Origin of the sequence: Vibrio sp. RE88 (genome assembly GCF_013113835.1) — a bacterium.
GTDB lineage: Bacteria > Pseudomonadota > Gammaproteobacteria > Enterobacterales > Vibrionaceae > Vibrio.
Map to the genome: position 1 here is coordinate 65,762 of NZ_VTYQ01000005.1, position 19,662 is coordinate 85,423.

The 19,662-nt window shown below is 43.1% G+C and carries 19 protein-coding genes and 1 tRNA gene; 16 read left to right on the forward strand and 4 right to left on the reverse strand.

Going from position 1 to position 19,662, the window contains the following annotated elements; genetic code table 11:
• Window positions 1–382: 382 nt before the first annotated feature.
• The 11 genes from F0265_RS12815 (at window position 383) to F0265_RS12865 (ending at window position 11,196) form a co-directional block, all read left to right on the forward strand.
• Window positions 383–1,294, forward strand: coding sequence for an OmpA family protein (locus tag F0265_RS12815; RefSeq protein ID WP_171749185.1), 912 nt, complete (start codon window positions 383–385; stop codon window positions 1,292–1,294).
• Between the two features lie 2 nt (window positions 1,295–1,296).
• Window positions 1,297–2,628: a sigma-54 dependent transcriptional regulator gene (locus F0265_RS12820; RefSeq protein WP_006963030.1), complete on the forward strand. Its 1,332-nt coding sequence runs from the start codon at window positions 1,297–1,299 to the stop codon at window positions 2,626–2,628.
• Window positions 2,629–2,640: 12 nt separating this feature from the next.
• Window positions 2,641–2,997, forward strand: coding sequence for a flagellar hook-basal body complex protein FliE (fliE, locus tag F0265_RS12825; protein ID WP_171749186.1), 357 nt, complete (start codon window positions 2,641–2,643; stop codon window positions 2,995–2,997).
• Between the two features lie 3 nt (window positions 2,998–3,000).
• Window positions 3,001–4,749 carry a flagellar basal-body MS-ring/collar protein FliF gene (fliF, locus tag F0265_RS12830; protein ID WP_038156246.1) on the forward strand — a complete coding sequence of 583 codons (1,749 nt, stop codon included), beginning with the start codon at window positions 3,001–3,003 and terminating at the stop codon, window positions 4,747–4,749.
• Window positions 4,712–5,731: a flagellar motor switch protein FliG gene (locus F0265_RS12835; RefSeq protein WP_019275543.1), complete on the forward strand. Its 1,020-nt coding sequence runs from the start codon at window positions 4,712–4,714 to the stop codon at window positions 5,729–5,731. Before fliF ends, F0265_RS12835 begins: the two co-directional genes overlap by 38 nt.
• Window positions 5,732–5,734: 3 nt before the next feature.
• On the forward strand, window positions 5,735–6,484 hold the full coding sequence (fliH, locus tag F0265_RS12840) for a flagellar assembly protein FliH (RefSeq protein ID WP_171749187.1): 750 nt from the start codon (window positions 5,735–5,737) through the stop codon (window positions 6,482–6,484).
• The gene (locus F0265_RS12845; protein WP_171749188.1) at window positions 6,477–7,823 is read left to right on the forward strand and encodes a FliI/YscN family ATPase; all 1,347 of its coding nucleotides are present in this window, start codon (window positions 6,477–6,479) and stop codon (window positions 7,821–7,823) included. Before fliH ends, F0265_RS12845 begins: the two co-directional genes overlap by 8 nt.
• Before the next feature lie 10 nt (window positions 7,824–7,833).
• Window positions 7,834–8,274: a flagellar export protein FliJ gene (locus F0265_RS12850; protein WP_171749189.1), complete on the forward strand. Its 441-nt coding sequence runs from the start codon at window positions 7,834–7,836 to the stop codon at window positions 8,272–8,274.
• 77 nt (window positions 8,275–8,351) lie between these two features.
• On the forward strand, window positions 8,352–9,722 hold the full coding sequence (locus tag F0265_RS12855; protein WP_171749190.1) for a hypothetical protein: 1,371 nt from the start codon (window positions 8,352–8,354) through the stop codon (window positions 9,720–9,722).
• 179 nt (window positions 9,723–9,901) lie between these two features.
• Entirely contained in the window at window positions 9,902–10,870 is a 969-nt protein-coding gene (locus F0265_RS12860) for a M23 family metallopeptidase (RefSeq protein ID WP_021458195.1), read from the forward strand.
• A complete protein-coding gene (locus F0265_RS12865; protein WP_129542192.1) occupies window positions 10,756–11,196 on the forward strand; it encodes a polymer-forming cytoskeletal protein in 441 nt (146 codons plus the stop codon). The genes F0265_RS12860 and F0265_RS12865 overlap by 115 nt, the downstream gene beginning before the upstream one ends.
• Window positions 11,197–11,466: 270 nt before the next feature.
• On the opposite strand, the gene F0265_RS12870 is transcribed toward F0265_RS12865, so the two are convergent.
• Window positions 11,467–11,646, reverse strand: a complete 180-nt coding sequence (locus F0265_RS12870; RefSeq protein ID WP_171749191.1) for a hypothetical protein — start codon at window positions 11,644–11,646, stop codon at window positions 11,467–11,469.
• A gap of 10 nt (window positions 11,647–11,656) precedes the next feature.
• Window positions 11,657–11,983, reverse strand: coding sequence for a hypothetical protein (locus F0265_RS12875; RefSeq protein ID WP_171749192.1), 327 nt, complete (start codon window positions 11,981–11,983; stop codon window positions 11,657–11,659).
• Window positions 11,984–12,212: 229 nt separating this feature from the next.
• On the opposite strand from F0265_RS12875, the gene F0265_RS12880 reads away from it, so the two are divergent.
• The 4 genes from F0265_RS12880 (at window position 12,213) to F0265_RS12895 (ending at window position 15,908) form a co-directional block, all read left to right on the forward strand.
• The gene (locus F0265_RS12880) at window positions 12,213–12,725 is read left to right on the forward strand and encodes a prepilin-type N-terminal cleavage/methylation domain-containing protein (protein WP_345775868.1); all 513 of its coding nucleotides are present in this window, start codon (window positions 12,213–12,215) and stop codon (window positions 12,723–12,725) included.
• A 488-nt stretch (window positions 12,726–13,213) separates the two neighbouring features.
• Window positions 13,214–13,669 (forward strand): hypothetical protein, encoded by a 456-nt coding sequence (locus tag F0265_RS12885; RefSeq protein WP_171749194.1) that lies wholly within the window; start codon window positions 13,214–13,216, stop codon window positions 13,667–13,669.
• 381 nt (window positions 13,670–14,050) lie between these two features.
• Entirely contained in the window at window positions 14,051–15,256 is a 1,206-nt protein-coding gene (locus F0265_RS12890; RefSeq protein WP_171749195.1) for a HAMP domain-containing sensor histidine kinase, read from the forward strand.
• Between the two features lie 4 nt (window positions 15,257–15,260).
• Entirely contained in the window at window positions 15,261–15,908 is a 648-nt protein-coding gene (locus tag F0265_RS12895) for a response regulator (RefSeq protein WP_171749196.1), read from the forward strand.
• Between the two features lie 73 nt (window positions 15,909–15,981).
• On the opposite strand, the gene F0265_RS12900 is transcribed toward F0265_RS12895, so the two are convergent.
• Window positions 15,982–16,575 (reverse strand): outer membrane beta-barrel protein, encoded by a 594-nt coding sequence (locus F0265_RS12900; RefSeq protein WP_171749197.1) that lies wholly within the window; start codon window positions 16,573–16,575, stop codon window positions 15,982–15,984.
• Between the two features lie 406 nt (window positions 16,576–16,981).
• Window positions 16,982–17,057, reverse strand: a tRNA-Asn gene (locus F0265_RS12905).
• Between the two features lie 551 nt (window positions 17,058–17,608).
• On the opposite strand from F0265_RS12905, the gene uvrB reads away from it, so the two are divergent.
• A complete protein-coding gene (gene uvrB / locus F0265_RS12910; RefSeq protein ID WP_171749198.1) occupies window positions 17,609–19,639 on the forward strand; it encodes an excinuclease ABC subunit UvrB in 2,031 nt (676 codons plus the stop codon).
• Window positions 19,640–19,662 lie beyond the last annotated feature (23 nt).

Consider the following 19,662-nt stretch of genomic DNA (forward strand, 5'->3'; position numbering starts at 1 on the left):
TAAATTTTCTAACTCAATTGGCGCAAGTCTACATAGAATTTTTTGTTCTAAATAACCCCGATTTATAAAATTTGTGACTTTACTCCATATGTTGATTTTAAGTCGTTATATATATCTTCTCATCAAAAATAAAACAGGTTAGTTTGCGATACATACAAATGATGAATGACGATTTTTTGTCGTTATCAGTCTCTTGTTCTGTTTTATCTTTATGGTTTTAAATGATTTTTATTGATTTGTTACATGTTAATTACATCGCGATGATGTCATGAACTAACGGTCAATATATAAACAAGTTCCAATTTATCGAACTTCCAAGAGATAAATTATTTAATTCGAATGGATGATTCTTCTGTTTATTTAATGGCACTCATATAACATCATGAACACGAAAGCTCCGAAAATATATTTATTAGCTTTACTCTTTCATTGTTCTTCTTCTCTCGCTGACACTGAGGTTGAAGTCCCTATGGATGAAGTAAATTGGCGTTATAAAGGAAGTAGCTTAGCGTGTAATTTGAAGTATGAAGATTCTTCCTATGGGAAGTTTTATTTCCGCTCTGAAGAAGTCAGTAAAATATATTTCCACTCTCAAGTGGAAAAAAACAATAAAAATTGGAACAGTGCTAAGTTATATAGTTCTCCTGCACCATGGAGTGCGGTAAATGAACTCAGACTCATAAGTCAGAATGTCGCTATTAATAATCAGCGTTCTACGTTTCAGTATAATATTGATGAATTATTGAACAATATTGAATCAGGACATTGGATAAAGTTTGCTTTTGGCGGAAGGGACGCTTCCGATAGCATGACTTATATTCTGCCGACGATTCGCATTCAGAAAGCATTAGCCCAATTTCGTCGTTGCCAATCATCTTTACCGGGCATGTCCTATGCTCAAGCCCGAAACCTCACTCTCTCATTTGACCTAGGCCAACGTCACTTAACCGCCCAACAAACGAATACTCTGGGTGCGCTTTACACTTATCTGCGCGCCGACAAAAACATCAGCAAAGTTTTGATCGATGGCTACACCGACAACGTCGGTTCCAACGTCGTTAACCTAACCATCTCTAAGCAACGAGCAGATTTGGTTGCGAAAGCACTTAAAAAATCTGGCGTAGAGGCCGCAAGAATAGAAGTACGGTCTCATGGTTCTCGATACCCCATCGCTAGTAATTCAACACCAGAAGGGCAGGCTAAGAACCGCCGTGTGACTTTAAGGCTGGTGCGCAATGATGAAGCAGTAGTACCAAAACAAAATATAAAAATGAACGATAGGGAAAAGGCTTAAAGATGGCAGAGACAAATATCTTGTTAGTTGAGCCAAAGGATGAATTTGCTCAGCCAGTCATTAGAGTGTTAGAGGATTCGGGTTACCGTGTGACTCATTCTCGGACTGGGCGAAGTGCACTGCTTGAGGGTGCTGCGCCGATTACTTTGGTGAGTTCAAATTTGCCTGACATGTGTGTCAGAGAGTTCGTCAGTTGTCACCAAAAGACATCAAGCAATGGCGTTGCTATTGCAATTGTTGAACAAGAGCAGGGAATCTTAGCCGCTGAAACAATGAAAGCTGGTGCGACGGATTACCTGCTTCGTCCTTTTGAAAACAGCCAATTAGTAAACCTATTGCGGCGTGTTGAAGTGATTGGCAAACCAATGGCAAACATTGTTGCCGAATCATGGCGGAGCAAACAGGTGCTTCAGCTAGCTCACCGTGCAGCTTGCACGAATGCCAGTGTTTTGGTGACCGGAGAATCTGGAACTGGTAAAGAAGTGCTGGCGCGTTATGTCCACGAGCATTCCCCACGATCAAGTGGCCCTTTTATCGCAGTAAACTGTGCCGCCATCCCCGAATCTATGCTTGAAGCGGTCTTGTTTGGCCATGTGAAAGGCGCTTTCACTGGAGCCACTCACTCGCAAAGCGGTAAGTTTGAAGAAGCGAACAACGGAACGATACTGCTGGATGAAATTGGTGAGATGTCGCCAGCGGTTCAGGCCAAACTATTGCGCGTGCTTCAGGAGCGTGAAGTTGAGCGAGTGGGCAGTCATAAGCCGATTCAGCTTGATATTCGGGTCATTGCCGCCACGAATAAAGATCTGCGCGAAGAAGTGAAAAATGGCACGTTCCGTGAGGATCTTTATTACCGATTGGATGTTTTACCTTTGCATTGGCCTCCACTGCGAGAGCGCAGCGAAGATATCCTGCCGATCAGTCAGTTCTTCATTAATAAATATCAAGATGGCAGTCAGTGCCACCTATCTCAAGATGCCATGATGGCGCTCAGTCAGTATCACTGGCCCGGAAACATTCGAGAGTTGGAAAACGTTATCCAACGAGCATTAGTCATGCGACACGGTGACTACATTACTGCGCATGATCTGATGTTGCCAGTTGAGTTAATCAGCCCTGTCCAGACATCGACGCCTTCTCAGAGCATGGGGCATGTTGAGGCTAAGAAACAAGCTGAGTACCAGTACATTCTCGAACAACTTCGCCAGTATGGCGGCAATCGCACCAAGACAGCAAACGCGCTTGGCGTCACTACGCGCGCTTTGCGCTACAAATTAGCGGCAATGCGCGAACAAGGTATTGATCTACAGTCGGCCCTAGGCTCGGCTGCTTAAGGAGGATAAGTTATGGCAAGTCAACCAATAAACAGTTCGATGACCGCAGAACAGCTAATGCTATCCAAGATGGATGCAATGCGCGCTCAGATTCAACCGGAGTTCGTGGTTTCTGCTAATCCACTTGATGTGCAGCAGGTGAATCAGCCTCTCTCATTTTCCACAGCGATGACCAATGTGCTTGATACGGTCAATCAGCATCAATCGGCTGCCAGCCAAAAAATGACCGCGGTAGAAACGGGTCAGAGCGATGATTTAGTCGGAGCAATGATTGCTAGCCAGAAAGCCAGCCTGTCATTCAACGCTTTGATGCAGGTACGCAACAAGGTCGTGACCTCGTTTGAAGATATTATGAAGATGCCGGTGTAACCCATGTCAGATTTAACTACCCAAGTTGCAGGTGGCGGAACATTTAGCGCTGCCAGCACACAAACTTCCTCCTCGCGAGGAATGGAAGATTTCACTCATAAATTGAAGCAGCTGTGGTCAAACAGTCAGAGAAATCTGGTTCTGTCTGCTGTTTTGGCAGCGATTGTGGCTGCAATCATTGTGGTGGCTCTTTGGAGCTCAACACAGAGCTACCGACCGCTTTACAGTCAGCAAGAAAGATTTGATACCGGTGAAATCGTCTCTGTCCTTGAATCTGAAGGCATAAATTACCGACTTCAAGAGCAAAATGGCCAAGTACTAGTGCCAGAAGGTGAAGTCGCCAGAATCCGTATGTTGCTGGCGGCAAAGGGAGTGAAAGCCAAACTGCCAACAGGTTTAGATTCACTCAAAGAAGACAGTTCTCTTGGAACCAGTCAGTTCATGGAAACCGCACGCTATCGTCATGGTTTGGAAGGTGAACTGATACGTACCATTATCTCGCTCAATGCGGTTTCTAATGCCCGAGTTCATCTAGCCATACCGCGTCAAACACTGTTTGTTCGACAAAATAGCGAAGCGCCTTCAGCATCGGTCATGCTTGAACTCAAACCTGGTGAAGATCTGAAACCGGAACAGGTCGAAGCGATTATTAATCTGATTGTCGGCAGCGTGACTGGGATGAAGCCAGAACAAGTGTCGGTGATTGATCAGTATGGTCGTTTACTCAGTGCTGATGTTGCCTCAGCGGAAGCGGGTAAGGTAAATGCCAAGTATCTTGAATATCAGAAGAACGTTGAGAAACAAATTATTCAGCGCGCTTCCGACATGCTGACACCGATTGTCGGACCGAGTAACTTCCGCGTACAGGTAGCGGCGGATCTGGATTTTAGTCAGGTGGAAGAAACTCAGGAAATTCTTGATAACACACCAATTGTTCGTAATGAGCACACCATCTCCAACAACTCGATTGATCAGATTGCGTTAGGCGTTCCGGGAACCTTGAGCAATCAGCCTCCGGTAACTGGGGAAGTACCGACACAGGATAGTCAGAACACCAATGCTCGCTCTGAAGTAAACCGTCAGTACGCTGTGGGCAGCAGTGTACGCCGCACACACTATCAACAGGGCCAGATCGAAAAGCTCAGTGTTTCTGTCTTGCTCAATGAGGCCGCGGCGCCAAATGGTACAGCTTGGACTGCGGACGAAAAAGCTCAGATTTCTACTATGGTCACTGACGCTGTGGGTATTGCTGCTGACCGTGGTGACAGCTTGAGTTTGATGAGTTTTAGTTTTACACCGCTAGCGATTGAGGCGCCACCGACCATTCCTTGGTGGCAGGATCCAACGATTCAGCAGCCGATGCGTTACGTGATAGGAGGCATGCTGGGTATGGCGATGATTTTCTTCGTGCTCCGCCCACTTATCATGCATCTGACGGGTGCAGACATGCGCTCTCAAGAATTGGAGTTCGCCGAACCTCAGGAAGAGCCTATTTTCGATAATCTGCAAACGCGTGAAGAACGTGAACGTGAAGAAGCACTGAATCGCAAGTTATCTGAAAAAGGCATTGCCGCTTCCTCTGGTCTGGACGTGGGGAATGACATGTTACCGCCAGCCGGGTCGCCACTGGAGATTCAGTTGAAACACTTGCAGTTAATTGCCAACGAAGAACCTGAACGAGTCGCCGAAGTACTAAAACAATGGGTAAATGTGAATGAACACAGCAGAGTCAAAGCAGAAAGCAACGCTTAGTCACGTAGAGCAAACCGCTCTGGTTCTTCTCGGCATGGGTGAAGACGCCGCTGCCAAAGTGCTGCGTAACTTCACTCGAGATGAAACCCAGCGTGTGACAAAAGCAATGGCGAAATTGAGTGGGATAAAAAGTGATAGTGCCAACGGCGTTATCCAGCACTTCTTTGAGGACTTTCGTCAACACAGTGGCATCCGTGGGGCGTCAAAAGAGTACCTGTCGAACACACTGCGTAAAGCGCTAGGTAATGACTTAGCCAAAGGGCTGCTCAACAACCTATACGGTGATGAGATTCGGAATAATATGCAGCGCTTACAGTGGGTGGAAGCTGAGGTTTTAGCCCGATTCATATCTAATGAGCACCCGCAGATGCAGGCGATATTTCTAGCCTACCTGCCACCGGAAAGCTCATCAACAGTGCTCAAGCATTTACCTGAAGACTACCATGATGAACTCCTGTATCGGATTGCTCAGCTTCAGGATATTGACCATCAGGTTGCGAGCGATCTGAATGACCTGATTGAACGCTGTATTGAACAAGTATCGGTCAGTCAGAGTGCGCCGCTCTCTGGAGTTAAACAAGTGGCGGACATCATTAACCGATTTGAAGGTGACCGTGGTTCATTGATGGAAATGCTCAAGTTGCACGATGAAGAAGTGGTGAGTGAAATTGAGCAAAACATGTTCGACTTCATGGTGCTAGGTCGACAGAGAGAAGAAACAATGGATCGCTTGGTTCAGCAAGTTCCACTCGAACTTTGGGGTGTGGCTCTGAAAGGTGCAGAGATTCTTCTTCAGCAAACCATTAAAAGTGCAATGCCACAGCGCATGGTCAAAGCACTGGAAGACGACATGGAAATTCGCGGAGCGGTGCCACTAAGTCGAGTGGAGCGCGCGAGACAAGAAATCATGCAGATCGTACGTGAGCTGGATGAGGCGGGTGAAATCGAACTCGTGCTTTATGACGAACCTACAGTGGAGTAAAGCATGTCACTAGTGAAATCCAATTTACTGCAAGTTCCAGCATCAGGTTATCGCATTCATCGCTTTCCACCACTGGCACAGCCAATGGCAGGCGACGATGAATTTGCCATCGATGATTCCTGGCAGGAATCCCAGATAGACCTGCAACAAAAGCTTGAAGAAGGGTTCCAGACAGGTCTCGAACAGGGACATGAAGAAGGCCTCCGTCAAGGGTTGAGCCAGGGGAAACAGCAAGGCTTACTGGAAGGCCAGAAAGAAGGTTTCCAGAAAGGCTTCGTATCGGGTGAACAGTCCGGTAAGCAGACATTTCTTGAAGCGACTAAGCCAGTAAATGAGCTTTATCAAACCTTGTCACGTTGGCAGTCTGAGCGTGAGCAACAGCAGCGACACATCATTTGCGAACTGGTACAAAAGGTCGCACAACAGGTGATTCGAGCAGAGCTGACTTTGATGCCACAACAAATCCTAGCGCTCGTTGATGAAACACTCGAAGCGATGCCCGGAAAAACAGAGAAGGTGACTGTTCATCTTAACCCTCAGGATCTTGACCGCATCACTCAAATCAATGCGGAATTGCCGAAAGAGTGGAAGCTGGTCGCCAACCCAGAACTGCCGACTGGCGGGTGTCATTTGGTGACCGATGATGCTGAGGCGGACGCCAGCTGTGACTCGCGCTTACAAGCTTGCATGGACAACGTCAAAGAGCACTTGCTCGAAGAAGTGACACCTGTGGTTGAAGCTGACAATGAGTAATACGCTCGCATTTGATCTTCTGTCTGAACGAACCAGTGAAGCCATTGCTTCGCTGGATTCCATTCCCGTGGCTAGGGTCACAGGGCGACTGGTAAAAGTCACAGGGCTGATGCTGCAAGCGGTAGGTTGTCGCTTTAAGCTTGAACAACGCTGCCTAGTTGAGACAGCGGAAGGTGACATGATTGAAGCACAAGTTGTGGGCTTTGATCATACCATCGCTTATCTGATGCCAATTCGTCGCCTTGGTGGATTATTTGCGGGAGCGAAAGTGATCCCACTGGATGGAGACAGCACAGTTCAGCTCAGCGAAAACTGGATGGGACGCGTGGTGAATGGGCTAGGTGAAGCTCTTGATGATGGACCTGTCTTGCAAGGTGGTGATCGCGTTTCACTAGAGCCTAAACCAATCAACCCTCTAAAGCGTAGACCCGTTGATTCACCGCTCAATGTTGGGGTACGAGCGATCAATGGCCTACTTACGGTAGGTAAAGGTCAACGTATTGGGTTAATGGCGGGCAGTGGAGTGGGGAAAAGTGTTTTGATGGGAATGATTACTCAAAATACGGAAGCGGATGTCATTGTCGTAGGCCTGATTGGTGAACGTGGTCGTGAAGTCCGTGAATTCATTGAGTCTAACTTGACTCCTGAAGCGCGTGAGAAAGCGATTATCATTGCTGCGCCAGCAGACGAATCGCCGCTGATGCGTCTTAGAGCTATGCTGCTATGCCACCGAGTTGCAGAGTATTTTCGTGATAAGGGGAAAGATGTCTTGCTAATGGTGGACTCGTTGACTCGTTATGCGATGGCACAGCGAGAAATTGCCCTTTCTCTAGGTGAACCGCCTGCCACTCGAGGCTATCCACCATCGGTATTTAATGCCTTGCCGCAGTTACTTGAACGTGCCGGAAACAGCGAAAACCCAAATGGTAGCCTAACTGCCATCTATACCATTCTTGCTGCAGGGGATGATCAGCAAGATCCAGTGGTTGACTCTGCGCGGGCCATTCTTGATGGTCATGTTGTTTTATCTCGTAAACTGGCAGAACAAGGACATTATCCGGCGATTGACGTTAATGCTTCGGTGAGCCGCTGTATGACAGCTTGCTCACAGCCTGTCCACCTGACCTTGGCGAACGAGTTTCGCAAGACTTATTCGAATTACCTTCAAGTTAAAGATCTACTGCCACTGGGAGGTTACCAACCGGGACAGGATCCAGAACTGGATCGCTCGGTGGCTTTGTATCCACAGCTGACGGCATACCTTCAGCAAGCGGCAGACTGCTCGGTGGATTTTCCTCAAAGCCTGACCGAACTGGCGCAGCTCTTTCAATCAAATTAGGAATTAACGTATGGAAGCGAAATTGCGTGCTGTGGAGAAGTTTCAGAAAATTCAGCAAAAGCATCGAGATAGAATGTCTGCGCAGTTGGAATCGCTTCGTCAACAGCACACAGTAGTTCAGCAGCGTTTGCAACAACTGATGGAACTGAAGCGCCAGACGCAACCAAGATCGAGTCATGTTATGGCTTTACATCGAGAGGCATTACTCAATCGTAGCCGTGTGGATCAGATGCTTCATAAGCTGATTGTCCATCAGGAACATGAGCAGGAGGTGATGCAAGCGCAATGCACGTCGTTGCAAAAACAGCTTGAAAATAAGCACCTCAGAGTCAAAGGTCTGGAAAATACTCTCGAACGTTGGAAGGAAGAGCACAATTCTGACATTCGACACAAGGAAGAGCTCGCGTTAGAAGAGATTATCAATAGCCGATTCGCGCAAAAAGCTCAATAATTCGTCACCCGCAAGGCTTTGCGTCACCTTAAACTGCATCAAGCCTGATTTACCCTAAGGAGGAGAGAAAGGTTGGTATGCTTAAGTTAAGAGATGCAAACGTCCTTATCATCAAAGAATTTCCGAACAAAAACATTAGCATATCTAGTCTTATGCTCTCTTTGGGAATCAAGCAACATAAGATTATTCATCTGAATTCCCCACATGAAGCGCTTAATCGGACGTTCCATGGCCGTTTTGATATTCTGATTTGTGATCAGAGCTTTCGCAAAAACACGGTTAAGTCACAGGATCTGATTCTTGAGTTGAGAAAGTCGAAGACTATAGATGAGCGCTCGACAATCATTATGGATTGCGCGGACAGCAGTATCCGTGACAGCTCTTATTACTTTGGTGATGTCCACCTCAAGCCGGAAGATAATCAGCGGGATATTAGTGTTCTTATCCGCAAGGTGTTTGAGAAGAAGAATAAGGTTTGGCCTCTGCTTCAGCGCAACGATATTGAGTGTGCTGACGAGATGGAAAAGCGCTACCAATTCTTTGAGCAGCACTACTTTGAGTATCAGTATGATTTCAAACTCAATCGTGCCCACCATCACTTGGTCAAACGTGAACTAAAACAAGCCACGGAGCTATATGGTGCGTTGATAAAAGAGGCGGGCAAGCGAGATTATTCTCTAGAGATCAGCCTGTTTCTCAATGCGTTGGTATTAAATGCTCAGTCAGACGACGCGCTGGAGCTTTATAACAAGTTCAATTCTGCCAAGTTTCAACTCGGTCAGCCATTTGACGAGATAGGGACGTTGCTGATGTTGCAAAATGGCAGCATACAGGATGCTTATCGCCTGTTAGCTCATTCAGGCTCACGTTGGGGGCTTAGTTTGGCTCATCAGACATCGTTGGCGTTGATGAGCATTGCCGCCGGTCGATATGATGATGCTCTGGTTCATTTCTCCTCTGGTCTTAATACCGCCAAACTGATCAATCGGGATGTTGCCCAGCACACTCTGAACTATCTGTTCGCATTGCTAATGCTTTGGATGCGAAGTGAAGAGGGGAGTGGTTTGTATGAGAAGAAATTTGATCAGGTCGTTAAAGAAATGTCCCGCCACAAGCTCACGGATAGCGAAAGTCAGCATCTGGCATTAATTCAGCTTCATGCTGAATTTCTCACGGGGGCCCGACAAAGCGCGGAGTCTGTGCTGGATAGCTTTACCCGTAAGCTCGACAAAGTGAGCAGTGTGGCGAAAATCCATGCACTATTTCTTTCTACGGGTTTGTCTAACAAAGACAACCTTACCCTCATTTTTGACAATCTTCTTCATCACGACAGTGTGTTTATGTTTGAACCACTTCCTCCTGTCTGTGCTGCGTTGGTTAAACGCATTGATTTTAAGCAATTTGCCAGTGACATGAAGCGTTTTAATCGCGAGAAAGTGGCTGAGTAGTTGTGACTCTGTTTTCAGGACCAAAATAGCCTAAGCGACCTGTTTTGAACCGCAATTAAATCCAATTTTTATCTCTGGGATAAGGTTTCCGAATTGGAAACCTGACTCTTCTCGCGTCATTTTGCCCTGATAGAATTCCTCTCACTTTAATGATTGTAAGAGTGTGTCATTGAGAAAGTATGGAATCTAATCACTTAACCGTTATGGTCACTGGCATTGAGGGGACGCGCTTTTTTAATCTGTCGTTCCGGGCTATTACAGGGATTAAGTACTCGCTGTTATTTATTGCTGTGGTGTTCTTTACCCTGCTTGGACTTTTGTCGATTCTAGCGGGCGATGCCTCTGATTCCGAACGGGAAAAAAGTGAACTGTTGAGCAAAGCCTATTCTCTCGAAAAAGAGCTAATACGCTCACACGAATTTCAGAGTGACTTAGAAAGCCACCTGACGAGAAAGAAGCAAGATCTCGCTTATGTGACGGACAAACTGCGTGATATTGAGTCTGCGCTGGAGCTTTCCAACGAGTCCTTAGACTTAAGAGATAGAGTTGATAGTGCCGCGCTCAGTACTGCGGTTCGTCATCAGATGATGCAATTGATACCCAATGGACGGCCAGTTAAAGCGGGTTATCTTTCTTCCCATTACGGTCGCAGGGTTCATCCAGTCACCAAAATGAAAGCCATGCATCATGGTATTGATTACGCGGTTAATGCTGGAACTCCAATTTACGCTCCGGCTGATGGCATTATCGAAGTGGCGAGAAAAAGTAATAAAGGCTCAGGCAATTTCTTAAAACTGGCGCACTCATTCGGTTTTACTTCTTCTTACTCTCACCTGAGTGCATTCAAGGTGAAGCGTGGAGATTACGTTAAGAAAGGTGATTTGATTGGCCTGTCGGGTAACTCTGGGTTATCGACTGGGTATCACCTGCATTATGAGGTTCGTTTGGTGGGGCGTTCTCTGGATCCATTGCCTTTTACCAAATGGGAAATGAATAACTTTGACTCGATTTTCGAATCGAATAAGGACGTAAAATGGGATTACTTGGTAAACAGAATCGAGAATCAAATAGCCACTGCTCTCAAACTGTCATCGCGGAAGGAGGCTATATTGAAGGACAACTCAAGCTTACTTGTAACATCCAGATAGATGGTCAAATAAAGGGCAGCATTGAAACCGATCGTAGTGTCACCATTAGTGCGACCGGATCTGTTGACGGTTCGATTCGCGCTGAACGTCTGATTATCAATGGCCGCTTCCTTGGCAAGGTTTACACCAAAAGCTTAGAGATTCTAGAACACGGCTACCTTGAGGGGGAAGTGTCTGCCACAGAGTTTACCATTCAGAAAGGTGGGGTCTTTCTAGGTAACTCAAAGAATGTCTCCACAGAGGAAGTCGTTAATCTAGACGCTGCGAAAAAAACATCCAAGCCAAAGGCAAAAACAGAACAAGGTAAAGTCGAGCAGTGTGCTTGAGACTAAAAGCAAGAAGAGTCAGTACAACTCTGTAATGACTCTTTTCTATCACTTTGACTTAACTTTTTTGTCAGCTTCGCTCCTAGGTGTTGATCTCTGAGATGCCCTCCGAGCCAAGTTATCAACCTTTACTCTGTCGTGATCCAAACCGAGCTCATGGCAAGCCTCTTCATATGACTTCCCTGTATGGATGACAAGGATATCAATCGCACATTTGAAATGATCCACTTTCTTGCCTGTCGTTAAAATAATATTGGACGAGTTATGAGCCTAGAATTTTCCGACTAGAGTTTTCGGATGCTTTTTACCTAACTCTTTAATAATGTCGTACATCGCTTCGCTTTCTGTAGGACCTTCTCCTACTACTTGACCAAATATAGCGAGCCACTTTGTATCGCTGTCACATGTCTTAGTTTGAAGGGTTTTAACCTTAATATTTATTTCTTTCATATGAGTTTTCCTATTTAGGAATAATGGTACTTCTTATGTCCTTTACGCCTAATATTCTACGACTTCGGCTGAATACGATATCTCTCGTTTTAAATGGACCATATTGATGCAGGATGGTTTCACCGTCAATTTCACATATGTACCATTTGTCTTTTTTGTACCTTATTTTATTAATGACTACATCGTTATCTTTTACCAAAAACATTATGCATATCATCTTTCCTTCTGGAGCATCATAAGGTTTTGATTGTTTTTCTCTTTCTTTATCAAATCCGAAATACACCTCAGAAAATGCAAAGTCTCTAATTATAGAATTGAACAAATATTTCTTTATCATTTATGCAGTACAACGAATTATTTACTGCCTCATCATAGACAATAGTGAAAAATCTTCTAGATAACTTTTAGTGATATTTCTAAAGAAATATGAGCGATTTTAATCAAGATTAAAAGACTATATTAAAGCATGCTTACATAAGTACATATGAGCCTGAATTTGGTGTTTGTAAGCCAATAATAAAAGCTTTTGTATATGGCCACCCTTGTTTATTAGAGGCTTATATGCTGTGAGATACAAAGGATTCACTTTGGTTGAGATGATTGTTGTTATCATCATTATTGGAGTATTGGCAGCGATGTCGATGCCAAGATACCTCGACTTTAAATACCATGCTCATCGATCAAAATTAAAAAGTTTACAATCAGACCTTAAAGCTTTGAACGCACTTATTCATTCGAAATCAGTAATACAAAATGTAAAAATGTCTAGAAATCAAACAGTAGAATTTAACGAAGGGGTATTGGTTGCCGTTGATTATGGATATATAAAAAGCTTCACAAGCGAGTCTGATACTATAGCCAACTTAGAAAAGGTATTTAATGTAGAGTTTGAACCATTGTCGGGAAACAAGGCAATAACCACAGGAAGTTGGGGAATTCAGTCTACGGGAGCCATGATTCGTTTTGTCCCAAATGGAAAATCAGTAAATGATGATTGTCGACTAGAGTACACAGAAGCGCTAGAGAGCTTAGGGTCCATCTCCGACCCTGAGTATCTAATTATTGACTCAGGTTGCTAATTGAACAGTTAATCTAAATTTCCGGTATCCAAACACATGTTGTCAATAAAACTTTGTAAATATGATGAAGTCGTCGAGACGGTAGACTACTTTACGCAGCTCTCATTCAGAAGCACATTAAAAAATTCGTCTATAAATTATAAAGGTAGCTACGACTATATACTGTCATTTATTACAGAAGCTAGTAAATGTATCTACTTAATACGTAGAGAAGGGAAAATTATAGGATTGTTACTAATAAATTCTGGAGTAAGAGCTACACACCATTTATATGAAGTCTGGGATGAATTCTTCCATCTTACTTCTGAGTACCATACCTTAGATACTGTGAATAAACTTAAACATCTAATGATTGATTTTTCATCTAATTGTGAGAATGGGAAAATTGACAGTAAGATAGTGTATTTTTCATATATGCTGTTGAGAAAGAATTATGGTGTAGCAGATGTTTTTAACAAAAAAGATCTCGATAAAAACCAACACTTTGAATGGATAACAATGAGATAATAAGAGTATGGAGTTTTACTGCTTTGGAAATAAGAAGAGCTAATTTGCTTGATGTTTCAACTTTGATAGATGTTTATATTAGAAAAATATGTTGTGATGTTGAGCATAAATTCGATTATAAAGGCTGCTTCAACTATTTCTTGATGTTCATAGAGCAAGACTCCAAGCAGCTTTACATCTTCGAAGAGTTGAATGAATGTATTGGTATGTTATTGGTTAGGAGTGAAAAACGTCCTACCCATAAGACAATTGATGTGTGGGATGAGTTGTTTTACTTAGATAAAAGCTATATTAATCAAGATACTATGAATAATATAATGAGAAATGTTAAGAAATTTTCTGTCTACAAAGAAGACCAGTTTTTATTACCTGTAAACACATACTTTGATGGTAGGATAGGCGATAGGTTGAGTATCACTGCGAAAGCTAAATTATGATGTTAGATCTAGATAAAATGTAACAACATTTCATCTTGAATATAAAAATAGTTCTTAAAATACAACTAATTAAAATTAATTGTAACCGAGTGGTTCTGATTATTACGTTTATTGTTAGTGGTTGTTAATCGATATACACATAATTCCGTATTTGATGTAACCTACTCCTAATTTTTTATTATTTATCTAATCATTATCTTGTAGGTTGTCTTGACGTTCTATAGTGTGTTCGTAACGTACCTTTTATTGGGTGTGTCACTTTTTTCTCTAGGTTCTATTTTAATATTAAGTCAATTTAGATTTAGCCATTATTCTATAAACAGCAAAATATGCAGTGCAGCAGTATTTTCATTTTCATACGCCTGTGTTGTATGGACAGAAATGTACGATATTTTGTTTGGTGAAAGAATTAATGACGAAAGAAAAATTGAGATTTTTGCTCTGTGGCATTGGTCGTTGATAGCAATATCATTATTATCGCTTTTCTATTTTTGCTTTAATCTGACGGTGACACCTAGTAAGACGATATCCAATCTAATTAAATCGTTTCAAACGATGTGTTTTGTGATCGTTTCTTATTCATCAATGATGACATTTTTTAGCAATCAAGACTTTAGATTTGGTGAATCGTTTAGTGAGGCCATTGTGAGTACGTTGATGCTATGGGCGCTATTCATTGGGCTGTCAATCATTTATTACTCAAAGTCTAAGTCGGGAATATTAAAGGCGCGATTCACTCGATTGGGTATCTCGGTTGGTAGTTTACCAATGATATTCTATTTCCTTGATTCAATATTCACGTTCAACTTTCCTATTTGGCAGCTTTTGTACTTTTTAATAGTGAGCCTTCTATGTATTTCGGCTTTTCAAGCATATGCCAGAATGAAACAACAAGTATATGACAATCAAGTTCGAATTTCTTATGAGACAGACAAGTACAAAACGATAGGACGTTTAGCTATGGGCGTTGCTCATGAGATAAACAATCCTCTTACCGCCACTGCACTGTCTATTGAAGCATTGCATCATGAGGAGTGCCCTAAAGAGAGAACGCTTCTGTTGGAGCGGGCAGAGTTAGGTGTTGATAGAGCGAGTAAAATCTGTCAGTCACTTCTCAATTATTCCAATAATAGGACAGAAAAAAAACTTGAATGCAAAGTATATCTCTTAGTAGAAAATGCGCTGAATATATTGGCAAATAAAGTAAAAAATAATGCGCTTAAAATTAATATACCTTCTGAACTTACGTTTTTTGTAATGCCTACCAAAATGGAAGAAGTTCTTATCAATATTGTTAACAATGCCATTGATGCATCAGGACCGAGGAGTGAAATTATAATCGATGCCGTTGGTTATCAGGATAAGGTAAAAGTTAGCGTCACTGATTTTGGTTCCGGATTTATTGAATCTGATCTAAATAAGATATTTGAACCTTTCTATAGTACCAAACCTATAGGTAAGGGTACTGGTTTAGGGCTATCGATATGTAAGAGAATATTAGATGAACATAATGGAGAAATAATCATCAACTCTGACCCCAATTTTGGCACAAAAGTAACTATCGTCATCCCAAGTTTCGAGAAGTAATTTAATGAAGAAATCAATATTAATCGTTGAAGATGATCAGCTACTGCTAAGCAGTATAAAAAGGATATTTCCTAGTAGTAAGTTCGACGTTTATGCAGCTTGTGACTCCGAGCGAGGCATTGATATATCCGAGATATTCGAGATTGATGTTGTGATCATCGATTATTTGCTTCCTGGGCTATCCGGAATTGAAGCTATATCCCACTTCAGAAAATCAAATCCAAACATTGTAGTGATATTGATAACTGCATACGCAACTGTCGATACTGTGATTAGTGCGATGCATCATGGTGCGAATGATGTGATTGTAAAACCCTTCACGGCTAACAAGGTGTTACTGACCGTCGAAAAATACTTGGAAAAGAAGAAATTTACCATTTGTCCTTCATCTGCGGAAAAAAACAAAATATTTTCAGCGTTATCCAATGAAACTAGACGTCAAGTTTTGTATGCATTAACCAAAGCAAGCTCAATGAAGTTTAGTGAGCTTTTTAACGTCATTTCGATAGATGATCACACCAAGCTGAATTTTCACATTCAATCATTAAAAAAGTCTGGTTTGATAAAACAAGATAACCAAAAAAGATACACGTTGACGGCGGAAGCAACGTCATTTTTAAACCATACTCTAGTGAAGGACTCATTGTTATAGAGATATGTATATGACGCCGTTTGTTATCTCCCGAACATTCGGGAGATATTTGGACAGTTTATTTGGGCTGACTTTAAAAGTGATATTGGATATTCGTCATCAATAGCACCTCGTCACCTAGCTTAAAGGTTGCTTTATTACTTCCTGTTCCTTGGGTAACTTCTGTTGTGTGATAAAGGTAATCGACTTCTGTCCCTACACTCCAATCATTAAATCGGTAACTAAGGCCTGTTTGTGCTCCCAACACCACGCCATCCAGTTCGTCAGTATCGTAGCTCGCATTGAACATTTCGTAGCCCAGTTTGCCACCTAAAGTCCAAGACAGTTTCTCTGTGATTGGCACAAGGTAGTCGTACCTTGTATAGAGTGTGCCGACTTCAAGATCATCATCTGAGCTGTTTTCTTCACTCGTACCGCGATAGTCATAACCTAGACTTAGTTGGTGAGCATTATTGAAGATAACACCACCACGCAAACCAAACACCGCTGATGATGACATATCTTCGTCTTGATTGACGCCACTAATTTCCTGTTCGATTTTACCGCTAATACGGGCACCTGCATCAAGGCCAATGAAATAATCATAGTTCTCTGAAGCATTGGCAGTGAATGCTGTTGTCGCCATCAAGACACCGAAAGTAACCAGTTTTAAGGATTTGTTTTGCATAGTGTGTTTCCTACATTTAACGCTAGCGACTCGCTAACTCTTTTGTTGTTGTCGCTTTCACATCACGGTGAAAGTGGCGCTAAGGTAGAGGTAGAAACGTCAAAAGCGAAAGGAAATGCACGGATTGGTTCGGAATAAAGCTAAATTGCTTTTTCTTTACAATTATTGATAATTTACTTAATGGTGTATCCCATTGTTTATTGGGCTTTTAGGCGATAGAAGAATGTAACGATGAAGGGGCGGTTAGCTCGCGCTAGGTAGTTATTTGGCATTTATGATTTAAGGCTAGGTAGGTGGAAAAGCTTGGTAAATCGATTTGATTGCTTAGAAGAGGAAGTACAGTTGTGTGAGGCTTTAAGGCTTTTGAAACGAAAAAAGACGTCCTAGGACGTCTTTTTTCTGAATTTGGCTCCCCCTGCGGGACTCGAACCTGCGACATACGGATTAACAGTCCGCCGTTCTACCAACTGAACTAAGGGGGAATTGCGTTTAAGCGCTGCGAATATTATCGGCGAGATGAAACGCTGTCAACCTCAAAATCGCCTCAATGGTCTAAATTTTTTTGCTAAAAAGTGCTTTACTTTTTTGTAGCCCTTGGCGTGTCTAGGCTAGGTTTACTTATCCACCAAAATTGTGGATAACTGTGTTGATGAATCTTGAGCAATGAATAAACTGAGCAATAATAGGTGTTTAGCTCTAAAAATAATCAAAAAAGATCATAGGCTAACTTGTTGTATATTAAAGCGTCAGGTGGAATCTAGTTCAGTTTTTGTGATTTAGGAAATTTTTTGATCAATGTGGACAAGTTGGAATATTGGCCAGAAATGTGAATAAGCTGTGAGCGAATTTTTGAAGGATATGAGAGTGGTTCCCGAGTAGGGCGAGAGATAATAGCAGGATTGAATATTGGGATCTAGCGTTAACAAGGCAAAATTTCTAAAACAGAGAGTTATTTTCTCTCTGGCTATTGTTTCTGTATATTTATACAGTCAAAATAGACCGGATTTATTCTCCATGTACGGGTGAGGTGCAAATGAGCAAAGTTTTTGATTTGGTGTCGGATTACCAACCATCAGGTGACCAACCAACAGCGATTAGCCAGCTATTGGATGGATTAGACTCGGGACTCGCGCATCAAACCCTACTGGGGGTTACTGGCTCAGGTAAAACCTTCACCCTTGCCAATGTAATTGCACAAGCCCAGCGCCCTGCGATTTTGCTCGCACCGAATAAAACTCTAGCTGCGCAGCTTTATGGTGAGATGAAATCGTTTTTCCCTAATAATGCTGTTGAGTACTTCGTCTCGTACTACGACTATTACCAGCCTGAAGCCTACGTACCGACGACCGACACTTTTATAGAAAAAGATGCCTCTGTAAACGCCCACATTGAACAAATGCGTCTGTCCGCGACCAAAGCATTACTTGAACGCAAAGATGCCATTATTGTGGCTTCTGTTTCCGCGATTTACGGTCTTGGTGACCCTCAGTCTTACTTACAAATGATGCTGCACGTGCGTCGCGGTGATGTGATGGACCAGCGAGATATCTTACGCCGCCTAGCTGAATTGCAATATAGCCGCAACGATGTCGCGTTTGAGCGAGGCCAGTTCCGTGTCCGTGGTGAAGTGATCGATGTTTTCCCAGCGGAATCGGATCAAGACGCGGTACGTATTGAAATGTTTGATGATGAAATCGACTGTATCAGTATCTTCGATCCACTGACGGGTGTGGTCAAGCAACGCGATTTACCTCGTTTTACCATCTATCCGAAAACGCACTATGTTACGCCAAGAGATAAGATCTTGGATGCGATTGAAAATATTAAGGTTGAGCTGGAAAGTCGCAAAAAGCATTTGTTGGATAACAACAAGTTGCTTGAAGAGCAACGCATTTCTCAGCGGACTCAATTTGATATTGAAATGATTACAGAGCTTGGCTTCTGCTCTGGTATCGAAAACTACTCTCGTTACCTCAGTGGCCGTAGTGAAGGTGAGCCACCACCGACCCTATTTGATTACTTGCCCCACGATGGTTTGTTGGTGATCGACGAATCTCACGTGACTGTGCCGCAAATTGGCGCCATGTTCAAAGGTGACCGTTCCCGTAAAGAAACGCTGGTGGAATTTGGCTTCCGTTTGCCTTCTGCTTTGGATAACCGACCGCTTAAATTCGAAGAGTTTGAATCTCTCGCACCACAAACCATTTTTGTCTCCGCAACACCGGGTAACTACGAACTGGAGAAATCAGATGGCGAAGTGGCCGATCAGGTCGTTCGTCCAACAGGTCTGCTTGATCCTGAATTGGAAGTTCGTCCCGTGGCGACTCAGGTGGATGATCTGCTGTCTGAAATCCGTATTCGCTCTGCTAAAGATGAACGTGTGTTGGTCACCACGCTAACAAAACGTATGGCAGAAGATTTAACAGAGTACCTGACGGAGCATGATGTACGTGTTCGTTATCTCCACTCTGATATCGACACGGTTGAACGTGTCGAAATTATTCGTGATTTGAGATTGGGTGAGTTTGACGTTCTGGTCGGTATCAACTTGCTACGAGAAGGTTTGGATATGCCGGAAGTGTCGTTGGTCGCTATTTTGGACGCTGACAAAGAAGGCTTCCTACGTTCGGAACGTTCACTGATCCAGACTATTGGTCGTGCGGCGCGTAATATTAGTGGTAAAGCCATTCTCTATGCTGACAGTGTAACGAAATCTATGCACAAGGCGATGGGAGAAACCAACCGTCGTAGAGAGAAACAACAAGCCTATAATGATAAGATGGGCATTGAGCCGCAGGCACTGAAACGTAATATTAAAGATATTATGGAACTTGGCGATATTGCTAAGAGCAAAAAACAACGAACTAATAAGCAGGTTCCGTTGTCCAAGGTCGCAGAGCCGTCCCAGTCTTACAATGCGATGACACCGCAACAGCTTGAAAAAGAGATTAGCAAGTTGGAAGCACAGATGTATCAGCATGCTCAGGATCTGGAATTTGAAGCGGCGGCTGAGAAACGAGATCAAATTGAAAAATTGCGTCAGCAGTTCATTGTGAATAGCTGATTTTTTGTTATGACCTCTGACTG

Coding starts and splice junctions, on each gene's coding strand:
- F0265_RS12855 (WP_171749190.1), top strand. CDS start 8,352: ATGCTTAAGTTAAGAGATGCAAACGTCCTTATCATCAAAGAATTTCCG.
- F0265_RS12870 (WP_171749191.1), bottom strand. CDS start 11,646: ATGAAAGAAATAAATATTAAGGTTAAAACCCTTCAAACTAAGACATGT.
- F0265_RS12895 (WP_171749196.1), top strand. CDS start 15,261: ATGAAGAAATCAATATTAATCGTTGAAGATGATCAGCTACTGCTAAGC.
- fliE (WP_171749186.1), top strand. CDS start 2,641: ATGGCAAGTCAACCAATAAACAGTTCGATGACCGCAGAACAGCTAATG.
- uvrB (WP_171749198.1), top strand. CDS start 17,609: ATGAGCAAAGTTTTTGATTTGGTGTCGGATTACCAACCATCAGGTGAC.
- F0265_RS12875 (WP_171749192.1), bottom strand. CDS start 11,983: ATGATAAAGAAATATTTGTTCAATTCTATAATTAGAGACTTTGCATTT.
- F0265_RS12815 (WP_171749185.1), top strand. CDS start 383: ATGAACACGAAAGCTCCGAAAATATATTTATTAGCTTTACTCTTTCAT.
- F0265_RS12885 (WP_171749194.1), top strand. CDS start 13,214: ATGGATAACAATGAGATAATAAGAGTATGGAGTTTTACTGCTTTGGAA.
- F0265_RS12835 (WP_019275543.1), top strand. CDS start 4,712: ATGAACACAGCAGAGTCAAAGCAGAAAGCAACGCTTAGTCACGTAGAG.
- F0265_RS12820 (WP_006963030.1), top strand. CDS start 1,297: ATGGCAGAGACAAATATCTTGTTAGTTGAGCCAAAGGATGAATTTGCT.
- F0265_RS12850 (WP_171749189.1), top strand. CDS start 7,834: ATGGAAGCGAAATTGCGTGCTGTGGAGAAGTTTCAGAAAATTCAGCAA.
- F0265_RS12845 (WP_171749188.1), top strand. CDS start 6,477: ATGAGTAATACGCTCGCATTTGATCTTCTGTCTGAACGAACCAGTGAA.
- fliF (WP_038156246.1), top strand. CDS start 3,001: ATGTCAGATTTAACTACCCAAGTTGCAGGTGGCGGAACATTTAGCGCT.
- F0265_RS12860 (WP_021458195.1), top strand. CDS start 9,902: ATGGAATCTAATCACTTAACCGTTATGGTCACTGGCATTGAGGGGACG.
- F0265_RS12865 (WP_129542192.1), top strand. CDS start 10,756: ATGGGATTACTTGGTAAACAGAATCGAGAATCAAATAGCCACTGCTCT.
- fliH (WP_171749187.1), top strand. CDS start 5,735: ATGTCACTAGTGAAATCCAATTTACTGCAAGTTCCAGCATCAGGTTAT.
- F0265_RS12900 (WP_171749197.1), bottom strand. CDS start 16,575: ATGCAAAACAAATCCTTAAAACTGGTTACTTTCGGTGTCTTGATGGCG.
- F0265_RS12890 (WP_171749195.1), top strand. CDS start 14,051: ATGTACGATATTTTGTTTGGTGAAAGAATTAATGACGAAAGAAAAATT.